The sequence below is a fragment of the Brevundimonas sp. PAMC22021 genome, assembly GCF_019443405.1.
Lineage (GTDB): Bacteria > Pseudomonadota > Alphaproteobacteria > Caulobacterales > Caulobacteraceae > Brevundimonas.
Genome location: NZ_CP080376.1, coordinates 878,995 through 891,868, shown reverse-complemented (window position 1 = coordinate 891,868; position 12,874 = coordinate 878,995). Strand labels below are relative to the sequence as shown.

Annotated in this window: 11 protein-coding genes; 5 read left to right on the top strand and 6 right to left on the bottom strand. The window is 68.2% G+C overall.

What is annotated here, in order from left to right:
- Positions 1–91 precede the first annotated feature (91 nt).
- Positions 92–910, bottom strand: a complete 819-nt coding sequence (locus tag KY493_RS04315) for a 2-keto-4-pentenoate hydratase (RefSeq protein WP_219897758.1) — start codon at positions 908–910, stop codon at positions 92–94.
- Between the two features lie 167 nt (positions 911–1,077).
- On the opposite strand from KY493_RS04315, the gene KY493_RS04310 reads away from it, so the two are divergent.
- The 5 genes from KY493_RS04310 to KY493_RS04290 all read left to right on the top strand — a co-directional run bounded on the left by KY493_RS04310 (position 1,078) and on the right by KY493_RS04290 (position 6,680).
- Positions 1,078–2,127, top strand: a complete 1,050-nt coding sequence (locus tag KY493_RS04310) for a LacI family DNA-binding transcriptional regulator (protein ID WP_255568024.1) — start codon at positions 1,078–1,080, stop codon at positions 2,125–2,127.
- A gap of 124 nt (positions 2,128–2,251) precedes the next feature.
- The gene (kduI, locus tag KY493_RS04305) at positions 2,252–3,097 is read left to right on the top strand and encodes a 5-dehydro-4-deoxy-D-glucuronate isomerase (protein ID WP_219898321.1); all 846 of its coding nucleotides are present in this window, start codon (positions 2,252–2,254) and stop codon (positions 3,095–3,097) included.
- Between the two features lie 22 nt (positions 3,098–3,119).
- A complete protein-coding gene (gene kduD / locus KY493_RS04300) occupies positions 3,120–3,878 on the top strand; it encodes a 2-dehydro-3-deoxy-D-gluconate 5-dehydrogenase KduD (RefSeq protein WP_219897756.1) in 759 nt (252 codons plus the stop codon).
- 7 nt (positions 3,879–3,885) lie between these two features.
- Positions 3,886–4,944 carry a sugar kinase gene (locus KY493_RS04295; protein WP_219897755.1) on the top strand — a complete coding sequence of 353 codons (1,059 nt, stop codon included), beginning with the start codon at positions 3,886–3,888 and terminating at the stop codon, positions 4,942–4,944.
- Between the two features lie 92 nt (positions 4,945–5,036).
- Entirely contained in the window at positions 5,037–6,680 is a 1,644-nt protein-coding gene (locus tag KY493_RS04290; protein WP_219897754.1) for a pectate lyase, read from the top strand.
- 13 nt (positions 6,681–6,693) lie between these two features.
- Here the strand turns inward: KY493_RS04290 and KY493_RS04285 are convergent, their stop codons facing one another.
- The 5 genes from KY493_RS04285 to KY493_RS04265 all read right to left on the bottom strand — a co-directional run bounded on the left by KY493_RS04285 (position 6,694) and on the right by KY493_RS04265 (position 12,863).
- Positions 6,694–8,193 (bottom strand): UxaA family hydrolase, encoded by a 1,500-nt coding sequence (locus KY493_RS04285; protein WP_219897753.1) that lies wholly within the window; start codon positions 8,191–8,193, stop codon positions 6,694–6,696.
- Between the two features lies 1 nt (position 8,194).
- Positions 8,195–9,670 carry a mannitol dehydrogenase family protein gene (locus KY493_RS04280; RefSeq protein WP_219897752.1) on the bottom strand — a complete coding sequence of 492 codons (1,476 nt, stop codon included), beginning with the start codon at positions 9,668–9,670 and terminating at the stop codon, positions 8,195–8,197.
- Positions 9,667–11,082 (bottom strand): glucuronate isomerase, encoded by a 1,416-nt coding sequence (uxaC, locus tag KY493_RS04275; protein ID WP_219897751.1) that lies wholly within the window; start codon positions 11,080–11,082, stop codon positions 9,667–9,669. Before uxaC ends, KY493_RS04280 begins: the two co-directional genes overlap by 4 nt.
- A 118-nt stretch (positions 11,083–11,200) precedes the next feature.
- Positions 11,201–12,172, bottom strand: coding sequence for a rhodanese-related sulfurtransferase (locus KY493_RS04270; RefSeq protein ID WP_219897750.1), 972 nt, complete (start codon positions 12,170–12,172; stop codon positions 11,201–11,203).
- Between the two features lie 130 nt (positions 12,173–12,302).
- Positions 12,303–12,863: a hypothetical protein gene (locus KY493_RS04265; protein ID WP_219897749.1), complete on the bottom strand. Its 561-nt coding sequence runs from the start codon at positions 12,861–12,863 to the stop codon at positions 12,303–12,305.
- Positions 12,864–12,874 lie beyond the last annotated feature (11 nt).

Genomic DNA, 12,874 nt, shown 5'->3' with positions numbered 1-12,874 from the left:
TTTGGAAGTCCCCGTTCCTGTCTTTCCTCGATGCGTCCCGTCTTCTTGTGCTCCGCCTGACCGGCGGACGGGTTCGCGTCCGATGATGATGCTACTCCGCTTCGGCCCTCACGACCGAGCAGTGGATTTCGCCGACGCCCCGGAAGATGCAGGACGCCTTGTCCCCCGCAACCACGCGGTGGACGCCGGTGACGGCGCCGGTCGACACCAGCGTTCCCGCCGTCAGGGGTCGACCCCAGCGGGCGCAGTGCTCCAGCAGGAAACGCACCGATTCCAGCGCTCCGCCCGCAAGCGACGGCGAGCCGCCCACGCCGACGCTCTGACCATTGATGACGGTCTCGACCTGCAGGTCGTCCAGGCGCGCACGCCAGTTCTCGACCTCTGGGCCGACCACCAGGCCGGCGTTGTTGCCGAAGTCGGAGGCGACCACGGCCGAGCCCAGGTCGTTTATCGGCGACAATGCGCTGCCGGCCAGTTCCACCCCGATAAACATCTTGTCGATCTGGGCGGCCGCCTGTTCGATCGTCCAGACCGTCTTAGCGGGATCGGCGTCGGCGCCGATGCGAGCGATGAACTCGGATTCTACCGCCGCGAAGCCGCCCTCGATCGCCGGCAGATCGACGGTGTCGCCCGAGGCTGCGGTCCAGACGTTGCGGTCGAAGATGGCGCCGGCCAGGCGATGAACGCCCAGCGTCGGCTGCTGCGCCGGCGGCACGCCGCCAACCTTCCAGCCGACGACCGTGCCCGGATACATCGGAATCGCTTCGGCCTGGATGGCGTAGGCGTCCTCCATGCTGCGTGGGGCCTGGCCCGGATAATCGGACAGTCCCTGCGCCTTCAGGCGGCAGGCGACGAATCGGTCGGCGATCGCCCGACGATCGTCGGCGACGGAAACGTCGGCGAGGCTCATGCCGTCGCGCTCGCCAGGTGCAGGTGGATCATCGAAGCAAACCCTACAGAACAGGCCGCGATAATGGGCGGCGGCGGAAACCGGTGTCAATGCGGTTTGATCCGACACCGGTGGCGCGATCCGTCAGGTCAAGCTATGCCTTGTTCCACAATAGGGAGACGCCGGCCTTGGCTGAGCAAGATCCGCAGCCCGCCAGGACGGGAAAGCGGGCGACGATCAACGATGTGGCGCGCGATGCGAAGGTCTCCAAGAAGACCGTCTCGCGGGTCATCAACCAGTCGCCCTTCGTCAAGGAAGACACGCGCGAACGGGTGCAGGCGGTGATCCGCGACCTGGGCTTTTCGCCCGATCCGCAGGCGCGAGGCCTCGCCTTTCGCCGCTCGTTCCTGGTCGGGCTGATCTACGACAATCCCAGCCCGACCTATGTGGTGAACATGCAGCAGGGGGTGCTGGATGCCATTCGCGGGTCCGGGCTGGAGCTGGTGGTGCATCCCTGCAACCGGGCGTCGGACACCCTGCTGGCCGATATCCGCAACTTCGTGGAGCGCCAGCGTCTGTGGGGCGTCATCATGCCGCCGTCGGTGTCCGAGGACGAGCGGGTCATCGACCTGCTGCGCGAGCTGGACTGCCCCTACGTCCGGATCGCCTCGGTGTCGCTGGACGCGCCCGAGGCGATGGTGATCACCAACGACTGGATCGGCGCGGCCGAGGCGGCCTGTCACCTGGCGGACCTGGGCCACAGGCGAATCGGCCTGGTGAGAGGCCCTTCGTTGTTCCGTTCGTCGGCGGTGCGGGGCAAGGGTTTCCGCGACGCCCTGGCCGAGCGGGGCATCCCGCTGGACCCCGACCTGGAGGTCGAGGGCGCCTATACCTTCGAATCGGGCGTCGAGGCCGGGCACGCGCTGCTGAGCCTGCCGGAGCCGCCCACCGCCATCTTCACCCTGAACGACGACATGGCCATCGGCGTGATGCAGGCGGCGCGCGACCTGGGGCTGGAGCTGCCACGTGACCTGTCGGTGGTGGGCTTCGACGACCTGCCCATGGCGGCGCGGGTGTGGCCGAACCTGACCTCTGTGCGGCTGCCGATCCGGGACATGGGGCGAATGGCGGCCGAGAAGCTGCTGGCCCCGATGCGGGGCGTCGATCCCGCGACGATGGAGCAACCCGAAGTCCGGCCGTCGCTGGAGGAGCGTCGGTCGGCGATCCCGCTTTCGTGAGGCGCTCAAGATGGCTTGCGACAGAATCTGACACCGGTTACCTAGGCGGCCGAAGGTCGGGCGGAAGACCCCGCCCATGACGTCCGCCACGGACGCATACAGGGAGACGACGATGCACGATCCGATGTACGACAAGATCTATCAGGCCACCCATCCGGACATGATGGACGGCGCCAGCAACCAGCAGCTGCGCGACCGTTACCTGGTCCAGGACATGTTCACACCGGGCCGGATCAGCCTGAACTATTCGCACAACGAGCGGATGGTTATCGGCGGCGCGATGCCGGTCGAAGGCGCCTTGGGCCTGCCGTCGCACACCGAGCCGGCGTCATTGGCCGGCAAGCCGTTCCTGCATGCTCGCGAGCTGGGCGTGGTCAACATCGGCGGCGCGGGTTCGATCACGGTCGATGGCGAGACGATCGAGCTGGCCTTCCGCGACGGTCTGTATGTGCCGATGGGCTCGACCGAAGTGACCTTCGCCTCGGCGGATGCGTCCAACCCGGCGAAGTTCTACCTGATCGCGACCCCGGCGCACGCGCGCTACGAACTCGCCAAGATCTCGATCGACGAGGCGGTGCCGCTGGAAATGGGCGCGCTGGAAACCTCCAACGAGCGGACGATCTATCAATACATCGTTCCGGCCAAGGTGAAGTCGTGCCAGTTGCTGCTGGGCGTCACGGTGCTGAAGCCCGGCTCGGTGTGGAACACCATGCCGCCGCACCTGCACGACCGCCGCTCGGAGGCCTACCTCTATTTCGGCCTCGGCGAGAACGACCGGGTGTTCCACTTCATGGGCGAGCCGGACAAGGCGCGCCACATCGTCATCGCCGACGGCGAGGCGGTGATCAGTCCGCCGTGGTCCATCCACATGGGTTCGGGCACCTCCAACTACACCTTCATCTGGGGCATGGGCGGCGAGAACCTCGACTACACCGACATGCACAAGCTCGACATCTGCCAGCTGAAGTGATCGGCGCAAGGGGAGGAAAACCATGAGCAATCCATTCGACCTGACCGGCAAGGTCGCGCTGGTCACCGGCGGCAACACGGGTCTGGGCCAGGGCATCGCCCTGGCTCTGGCCGAGGCCGGCGCCGACATCGTCTCGGTCGCCCTGTCGGACTCCGACGAGACGATCGAGAAGGTGCAGGCCTTGGGCCGTCGCGCCGCGGGCGTTCAAGCCGACCTGACCTCCATCGAGCCGGTCGAGCGCGTAGTTCAGGAGGCGTTGGCCGCCCTGGGCCGCATCGACATCCTGGTGAACAACGCCGGCCTGATCCGTCGGGCGGACGCCATCGACTTCTCCGAAGCCGACTGGGACCTGGTGATGAACATCAACCTGAAGACCGTGTTCTTCATGAGCCAGGCGGTCGCCCGCCAGTTCCTGAAGCAGGGCGAAGGCGGCAAGATCATCAACATCGCCTCGATGCTGAGCTTCCAGGGCGGCATTCGCGTGCCGTCCTACACCGCGTCCAAGTCGGGCGTGGCGGGCGTGACCAAGCTGATGGCCAATGAGTGGGCCAAGCACGGCATCTGCGCCAACGCCATCGCGCCGGGCTACTTCGCCACCGCCAACACGGCGCAACTGCGCGAGGATCCGGTCCGCTCGGCCGAGATCCTGGGTCGCATCCCGGCCGGCCGCTGGGGCGATCCGTCGGACCTCGGCGGTGCGGCGGTGTTCCTGGCCAGCCGGGCCTCCGACTATGTTCAGGGCGCCATCCTGACCGTCGATGGCGGTTGGCAGGCGCGCTGATACGGCCATGACGAACGACGCCTCGGCCTTCTCCAAAGCGGGCGGCCGCATCCTCTGCTTCGGCGAGATGCTGCTGCGGTTAACGCCGAACCAGAACGAACTGCTCATGCAGTCCCCTGCCTTGACCGTGCGTCCGGGCGGGGCCGAGGCGAACGTGGCGGTGTCGCTGGCCCGCTTTGGCGCGCCCACCGCCATGGCGTCGGTGCTGCCGAACAATGCGCTGGGCCACGCGGCGCGCGACGAGGTGCGCCGCCACGGCGTCGACACGTCGCCCATCGTCTTCAAGACTGGGCGGATGGGCCTGTACTTCCTGACGCCCGGCGCGGTGCGGCGACCGTCTGAGGTGCTGTACGATCGCGCCGGCTCGGCCTTTGTCGAGCACGTCCACACCGCCTTCGACTGGGACGTGCTGCTGGACGGCGTGGAATGGCTGCACGCCTCCGGCGTCACGCCGGCGACGGGTCCGAACGGATCGGCGGCGGCTGTCGCGATCATCGAGGCGGCGGTCCGCAAGGGCGTCAAGGTGTCCTATGACGGCAACTTCCGCGGCAAGCTGTGGGAGCAGTGGGAGGGCGACCCGCCGGCCACTCTGGGCAGGATGCTGTCGGGCGCCACGCTGGCCTTCGCCGACGACCGCGACTTCGCCCTGGTGCTGGGCCGTCGGTTCGATAGCGCCGATCCGGCCGAGCGCAGGCGCGACGCGGCCAAGGCGGCGTTTGAAGCCTTTCCGCGGCTGGAGCGGATCGCCTGCACCTTGCGGGTCCAGGAGAGCGTGGCGGACCAGGCTTTGTCGGCGGTGATGCTGACGCGGGCAGCGGACGGCGTGATCGAGACGCACGCGTCGGCCATTCACATGACCGGCGTCATCGACCGCGTGGGCGGGGGCGACGCCTTCGCCTCCGGCGTGCTGTTCGGCCTCTGGAGCGGCTGGACGGAAACGGACGCGCTGAACTTCGGCCTCGCGGCCGCCGGCCTGAAGCATTCTGTGCCGGGCGACTTCAACCTGTTCTCGGCCGCCGATGTGCGGGCCGCGATGGACGCCGAGGGCTTCGACATCCGGCGCTGATCGCCTCTAGGAAACCGGTGTCAGACATGCTTCAGTGTCTGCGACGAACGGCCGCAAAGAGCCGTCGCCAGGGGTTTACGTCAGGAGTTTCCATGTCCGTTTCCATGAACCGCCGCGCCCTGCTGGCCGCCGGCGCCGCCGCCACGTTCGTCGCCGCATCGGCGCCTGCGATGGCCCAAGGCGCAGCCCCGGACGGCGCCATGATCCTGGACGCGATGAAGCGCGCCGCTCGGTTCATGACAGAGGAAGCCGCCGTCGAGGGCGGCTACGTCTGGCAGTACCTGCCCGACTTCTCGCGCCGCTGGGGCGAGCTGGAAGCTGCGCCGACCATGATCTGGGTCCAGCCGCCGGGCACCGCCACGATGGGCCACCTGTTCCTGGACGCCTATCACGCCACGGGGGACGACTTCTATTACGACGCGGCCAAGTCCGCCGCCGACGCCCTGGTGCGCGGTCAGCATCCGGCGGGCGGCTGGAACTATGTCATCGACACCGCCGGCGAGGAGTCGCTGAAGCGGTGGTACGGCACGGTCGGCAAGAATGCGTGGCGGTTGGAGGAATTCCACCGCTACTATGGCAACGCCACCTTTGACGACGCGGGCACGGCGGAGGCCTCGCAGCTGCTGCTGCGCGTCTACCTGGAAAGGCGCGAGCGCCAGTATCTGGCGCCCTTGCAGAAGGCGATCGGCTTTGTGCTGGACAGCCAGTATGCGAACGGCGGCTGGCCCCAGCGGTATCCGTTCGTGCAGGGCGGCGGGGTTCACGGCCATGCCGACTACACCCCCTACATCACCTTCAACGACGATGTGGCCGGCGAGAACATCGAGTTCCTGATCTACGCCTGGCATGGGCTGGCGCGGAACGGCCGGGGCGATGCGCGCGTGCTGGACGCCATCCACCGCGGCATGGACATCTTCGTGAAGACCCAGCAGCCACAGCCGCAGCCGGCCTGGGGGCTGCAGCACTTCCCCGACACGCTGAAGCCGGCGCCCGCGCGCACCATCGAGCCGCAGGCCTTCGTCACCCACGCGACGGGCACCAACATCCGCTCGATGCTGGGTTTCTACCGCCTGACCGGCGACCGAAAATTCCTTCAGCGCCTGCCCGAGGCCATGGACTGGCTGGACCAGGTGGCCTCCCCGGCCGAGTTGCGGGGCCCCGGACGGACGCACCCGACCTTTGTGCTCGAAGGCGCCAACACGCCCGTCTACATCCATCGGCGCGGGTCCAACGTCGCCAACGGCCAGTATTACGCCGACGCCAATCCGCAGAACTTGATCGTCCACTACGGCTCGTTCCGGAACATCGACACGCCGGCCCTGCGTCGCGAGTACGAGCGGCTTTCGGCCCTGGCGGTGGAAGAAGCCACGCAAGGTTCGCCGCTGAAGGTCCGGCCGGGATCGCTGAAGCTGCCGACCTATTTCACCCTGCAGGACGTCGATGTCTGGGACATGTCCAGCGACGCCCGCCGCCCTGCCCGCCCGGCCGCCGCGCGCGTGGCCGAGATCATGTCCGGCTTGAACGCCCGCGGCTATTGGGCCACGCCGCTGACCACCACGTCCAACCCCTATCGCGGCGATTCGCCGGTTGAGGTGACGGGCGGCGAGTATCAGATGACGCGCGTCGGCGACGTGTGGGACACCTCGCCCTACAACACCGACTTCCCCGTCGAGGGCGTATCAACCTCGGTGTTCATCCGCAACATGGGCGACCTGATCGAGGCGCTGGGCGCCTGACCGGCAGCGGCGCTCAGAGGTAGGCGCCGACCTGCCACGGCACGAACTCGTTGTCGCCGATGCCCAGCGCCTCGGACTTGGACGGCTCTCCAGAGGCGACAGCCAGCATCCGCTGAAAGATCGTCTCGGCCACCGTGTCGATGGAGACGCCGTTCAGGATGGGCGAGGCGTCCACATCCATGTCCTCGTCCATCCATTGAGCCAGCCTGGCGTTGGAGGCGACCTTGATCGACGGCGCGGGCTTGGCCCCGAACACCGACCCCCGCCCGGTCGTGAAGACGATCAGATTGGCCCCCGAGGCGATCTGGCCCGTCGCCGAGCAGGGATCGTAGCCGGGGCTGTCCATGAAGGTGAGGCCGGGGGCGCGCAGGCGCTCCGCGTAACCGATGACATCGTTCAGCGGGACCGAGCCGGACTTGGCCACCGCGCCCAAGGACTTCTCCAGGATGGTGGTCAGGCCGCCCTTCAGGTTGCCCGGGGACGGATTGTTGTTCAGCTCCATCGCGTGTTTGTCGGCATAGGCGCGCCACCAGTCGAGGCGGGCGTTCAGCCGGTCCGCAACCTCGGGCGAGGCCGCGCGGCGCAGCAGCAGGTGCTCGGCGCCCCAGATCTCGGGCGTCTCCGACAGCATGGCCGAGCCGCCGTGCGCGACCAATCGATCCACCGCCGCACCCAGGGCGGGATTGGCCGTGACGCCGGACCAGCCGTCGGAGCCGCCGCATTGCAGGCCGACGATCAGGCGGGATGCGTCGACAGGCTGGCGCTGCACCCCGGCGGCGTCCGCCACCAGGTCACGCACGATGGCCGTGCCCGCTTCGATGGCGCGCGCGGTGCCGCCGGCTTCCTGGATGGTCAGGGTGCGCAGACGAGGCCCGGGCTCCAGCCCTTCGTTGCTCAGCCAGGCAGGAATCTGATTGGCCTCGCAGCCGAGGCCGACGATCAGGATGGCGTGGAAGTTCGGATGCCGCGCATAGCCCGCCAGCGTCCGCTGAAGCAGGGTTACGTCGCTGGACAGGGCCGAGCCGCCGCAGCCGCCCTGATGGGTAAAGGCGACCACCCCGTCCACGCCGGCAGGCAGAGCAGCGTCCGGAAAGGCGTCGGCAATGCGACGCGCGACGGTGGCCGAGCAGTTCACGCTGGTCAGCACGCCGATGTAGTTGCGCGTGCCGACCTGCCCGTCAGGCCGCACGATGCCCTTGAAGATCACGCCCGACAGGGGCGTGACGGGCTTCGCGTCCACGCCGACCTCGGCCTCGCGGCCATCCTCGGCCATGGCGAGGTTGTGGACATGGACGTGGTCGCCAACGGCGATGGGCGTTCTGGCCCGGCCGATGACCTGCCCGTAGCGACGAACAAGGCCGCCTTCTTCCACCGAATGGCGCGCGATCTTGTGCCCGGTGGGGATTTCGGCGCGGGCCGGCGCATGCAAGCCATCCGGCGTGTCTCCGACGGCGACGTCGTCCAGCGCGATGGCGACGTCATCGGCGGGGTTCAGGATCAGGACGCGGCTCATCTCAAAGAGGCTCCGACACGCGCCGCGCCGCTTCTACGGCGCCAGGCGTGCTCAGCGACAGATAGGCGTCGGTGACCGCCAGCGCGAACCGATCGTCGGCGGCGAGCGCCGGCGGGAAGACCGCGGACAGGCTCAGCAGCGCGTTGACCTTGGCCTGATCGGCCTCGAGGTCCGCCAGCAGTTCGGCGGTGCGCGCCGCCAGAGGGTCATCGACGATAAAGGTCTCGCCCGCTTCGGTCACGCCCGACTGCCAGCGCATCCAGGCCGCGATGCCCAGCGCCATGGCGGCGATCCCCTGCCCCTTCGCCAGTCGCTCGCTCGCGCCGGCGAGCAGCCGCTGAGGCAGCTTCTGCGAACCGTCCATGGCGATCTGACGGGTCCGGTGCATCAGCGCCGAGTTGGAAAAGCGGGCCATCAGCTGCTGCCGATAGGCGGCGATGTCGAGGCCTGGAGGCGGGTTCAGCGTTGTTTCCGCCTCGTCCCACAGAGCTTCGACATAGGCGCGGAAAGCTGGGACGGCGACCGCCTCGTGGACATGCTGGTGACCCGAGAGGGCGCCCAGATAGGCAATGGCCGTATGGGCGCCGTTCAGCAGGCGCAGCTTGGCGTCCTCCCACGGCTCCACCGCGTCGGTCAGCTGGACGCCGAGGGCGGCGAAGTCGGGCCGTTCGCCGGCGAAGTGGTCCTCGATTACCCATTGGGTAAAGGGCTCGGCCTTGACCATGCCCTCGTCGCGAACGCCCAGGCGCTGTTCCAGACGGGCGATGTCGTCCGGCGTGGTGGCCGGGACGATGCGGTCGATCATGGTCTGGGGAAAGGCGCCCTCGGCCGCGATCCACTCGGCAAGCGCCGGATCGATTTGACGCGCCATAGCCAGCACGCCGGCGCGGATGCGCCGACCGTTGTGCGGAAGGTTGTCGCAGGAGACGACGGTGAAAGGCTTCAGCCCCGCCGCCCGCCTGGCTCGAAGCGCCGCCACGATGAAGCCCGGGGCCGTGCGCGGGCGGGCGATGTCGGCGACGTCGGCGGCGACGTCCGGATCGTCGGTCAGCAGATCACCGGTCGCGGGATCGAGCCGATAGCCCTTTTCCGTAACCGTCAGGGTGACGATGTGCACGTCCGCGTGCGCCATCGCGGCAACCAGGGCGGCGGGGTCTTCCGGGGCGACCAGGACGCCCTTGCAGGCGCCCACGACACGCAAGGCTTCATTCCGGCCCTCGCGCACCACTAGAGTGTAGAGGCCGTCCTGTGGCTGGAGCTGGTCGCGCACGCCGGGCGAGCGCAGGGAGGCGCCCAGCACGCCCCAGCGCAGATCGCCGGCCTTCAATGCGTCGTCGAACACCACCGCCTGGTGCGCCCGGTGAAAGGCGCCGATACCGAGATGGACCACGCCGGTCCGCACCGATGCGCGGTCGTAGCCCGGCCGTTCCACCTCAGCCGAAAGATCGGCGAGAGCGGCTTGGTTCAGGCGGCTCACAGCTTGTACGCCGACTTGACCAGATCATAGGTCAAGGCGCGGGTGACCTCATGCGCCTCGTCCTCCTCCATCCGGTGCTCGACCACCAGGCGCGCCAGGAAGCCGCAGTCCATGCGCCGCGCCACGTCGTGCCGCGCCGGGATCGACAAAAAGGCGCGGGTGTCGTCGTTGAAGCCGACGGTGTTGTAGAAGCCTGCGGTCTCGGTGATGTTCTCGCGGAAGCGACGCATGCCCTCGGGACTGTCGTGGAACCACCAGCTGGGCCCCAGCTTCAGCGCCGGATAGTGGCCGGCCAGCGGCGCCAGCTCGCGCGCATAGACGCTTTCGTCCAGGGTGAAGAGGATCAGGCTGAGGCGCGGGTCCGAGCCGAACCGATCCAGCAGGGGCTTCAAGGCGCGCACATAGTCGGTGCGGGTCGGGATGTCGGCGCCCTTGTCGCGGCCGAAACGCTGAAACGCCGTGGCGTTGTGGTTGCGGAAGCTGCCGGGATGCAACTGCATCACCAAGCCGTCCTCGACCGACATGGCCGCCATCTCGGTCAGCATCTGGCCACGGAAGAGTTCGGCGTCCTCGGCCGTCGCCGGGCCTGTCGAAACCCGAGCGAACAGCGCCTCGGCCTCGCTGCGCGACAGGTCGGCGGTGAAGGCGGTCGGATGTCCGTGGTCGGTCGACGTCGCGCCCATGGCGGCGAAGACCGCGCGCCGGTCACGCAGCGCCTGCAGATAGCCGTCCCAGCTCAGGGTGTCGCAACCCGTCTGATCGGCCAGAATCGCCAGATTGTCGCGGAAGCCTTCGTAGTCCGGATCCAGCACGGGATCGGGGCGATAGGCGGTCAGCACCCTGCCCTTCCAGCCGGAATCGCGAATGGCCTGATGGTGCTTCAGCCCGTCCAGCGGCGACTCGGTCGTGGTCAGGACCTCGAGATTGTAGCGGTCGAACAGGGCGCGGGGTCGAAACGCCTCGGTCTTCAGCGCCGCGTCAATGACGTCGTAGTAGTGATCCGCCGTCTCAGCGGACAGACGCACGTCGATGCCGAACGCCTCCGCATAGACCCAGTCGTGCCAGAGGCGCGACGGCGTTCCCCGGAACAGGTGATAGTGCTCGGCGAAGCGCCGCCAGATCGCGCGCGGATCGGTCTCGACGGGTCCGCCGTCGATGCGCGGCACGCCTAGGTCCTCCATGGCCACGCCCTGGCTGTAGAGCATGCGAAAGACGTAGTGGTCCGGCGTGATCAGCAGTTCGGCCGGATTGGCAAACGGCTCGTTCAGCGCGAACCAGGCCGGATCAGTGTGCCCATGCGGGCTGATGATCGGCAGGTCCTTGATCTCGGCATGCAGGCGACGCGCCACGTTGCGCGTATCAGGATCGGCCGGAAAGAGGCGGTCGGGATGGAGACGAAGCGGCTGCACCATGAACTGTTTCCTTCATCGCCCGTGCCCGGGCAGTTACCTGCTCTGAGGTCTGGAATACATCGCGACGACAAAAAAGACACCGGTTACCGCCGCCTTGACGCCGCTTGCGCGCGCTGGGTCAGGTCTTGGGCCTCACTGACGACAAGGGCATGCCGATGTGCGGCTTGCCGGTGCTGCGGGCCAGTTCCATCTGCCGCTGCCGCTCGGCGTAGCCGGCGCGCCGATCGTCGTCGCGGGCATCGTGGCAGCGATTGCAGCACACCCCCTCCACATAGTGGGGCGAGGCGCGGCCCGCCTCGCTGACGGGCATGCGACACCCTCGGCACAGGGTGTGGGATCCCGGCGCAAGGCCGTGGCCGACCGCGACCCGCTCGTCGAAGACGAAGCACTCGCCCTCCCACAGACTGTCGGCTTCAGGGACCGTCTCCAGATACCGCAGCACGCCGCCGTGGAGGTGATGGACGTCGGTGACGCCCTCCGACTTCAGAAAGGCGGTGGACTTCTCGCAGCGGATGCCGCCGGTGCAGTACATGGCGACCTTCACCGGACCGGGCCGATCCAGCAGCGCGCGCCCTTCGTTGCGCCACCAGTCGGGAAAGTCGCGAAAGCCGCGCGTGTTCGGCTGCACCGCGCCCTGGAAGGCGCCGACGGCGCCCTCATAGTCGTTGCGGGTGTCGATCACGATGGTGTCCGGATCGGCGATCAGGGCGTTCCAATCCTCGGGCGCGACATAGGCGCCGGCGTTCAGCGCAGGGTCGAGGTCCGGCTGGCCCATGGTGACGATCTCCGGCTTGATCTTAACCTTCAGGCGGTGAAACGGCGGCTCGTCCGCCCAGGCGTATTTGACCTCGACGGGCTCGAACCCGGGCATGGCGCGGATAAGTTCGACCAGGTCGGAGATCGCCTGGGGAGCGCCCGCCACCGTGCCGTTCAGCCCCTCCGGCGCAATCAGCAGGGTGCCGCGAATGGCCGCCGCTTCGCACGCTTGCGCCAGGCGGGCGCGCAACGCTTCGCAATCATCCACGCGGGCGAAACGATAAAGGGCGGCGATGCGGAAGGACGCTGGTGGTGAGACGGTCTCGGGCGACATGCCGCGCGGTATAGGGCCGCGCCGCCCTCAGCACAAAAGAAGAGCCCGACGGAATACGCCGGGCTTGAAGCAGTTCGGTGATGGTGGGTGTCTCCGAAGCCGAAGACAGTCCCTTTATGAAGAAACAGCGTTAGCGGACGGTTAACGCCGCCGCATCAGGAAGCCAGGTCGTCTGATGACCGCCCTGCGGCGTGCCCCAGCCGATGCGCCACCCCTCGCCTGCCCGCTCGGCCAAAAAGGATTCCGTCACGCGGGCGACCCCCGGATAAAGATAGGTGCGGTCGCCAAGCGTGATCCGGCGCGGCCCGGATGCCGCGGGCGCATCAATCCTCCAGATCGCACCGGCCCGGATCGCATCGGCAAGCGGCTGGTCGTCAAGCGCGACCGCGGGCGCACGACCGCCTGCGAGCAGCCCGGACAGGATCATCGCCGCGCCGTCCGAATCGACGGCGCCGAGCGGCCCAGCGCGATCCAGGCGCACGCTGGCCTCACCGGCCGAAAGCACCGCTATGGGGCCGCGCCCACCGTCCAGAACCACCAGACGCTCCGGCGCCACAGCGGTCTCCTCTCCGGTCTGGACAGCCAGGCTGAACAAGGCCGCGGCCGCTGGCGTGGGCGCAGTCAGCTCGAACCGCCCCTGCGCATCGGCGGAAACGGCCTGAGCGTCGCCGGCTGCGCCGCGCAGGACCACACGCGCCTCAG

What these genes read in the sequence shown, in the direction of transcription:
- KY493_RS04315 (WP_219897758.1), bottom strand. Translation starts at nt 910, where the DNA reads ATGAGCCTCGCCGACGTTTCCGTCGCCGACGATCGTCGGGCGATCGCC.
- kduI (WP_219898321.1), top strand. Translation starts at nt 2,252, where the DNA reads ATGTACGACAAGATCTATCAGGCCACCCATCCGGACATGATGGACGGC.
- kduD (WP_219897756.1), top strand. Translation starts at nt 3,120, where the DNA reads ATGAGCAATCCATTCGACCTGACCGGCAAGGTCGCGCTGGTCACCGGC.
- KY493_RS04295 (WP_219897755.1), top strand. Translation starts at nt 3,886, where the DNA reads ATGACGAACGACGCCTCGGCCTTCTCCAAAGCGGGCGGCCGCATCCTC.
- KY493_RS04290 (WP_219897754.1), top strand. Translation starts at nt 5,037, where the DNA reads ATGTCCGTTTCCATGAACCGCCGCGCCCTGCTGGCCGCCGGCGCCGCC.
- KY493_RS04285 (WP_219897753.1), bottom strand. Translation starts at nt 8,193, where the DNA reads ATGAGCCGCGTCCTGATCCTGAACCCCGCCGATGACGTCGCCATCGCG.
- uxaC (WP_219897751.1), bottom strand. Translation starts at nt 11,082, where the DNA reads ATGGTGCAGCCGCTTCGTCTCCATCCCGACCGCCTCTTTCCGGCCGAT.
- KY493_RS04270 (WP_219897750.1), bottom strand. Translation starts at nt 12,172, where the DNA reads ATGTCGCCCGAGACCGTCTCACCACCAGCGTCCTTCCGCATCGCCGCC.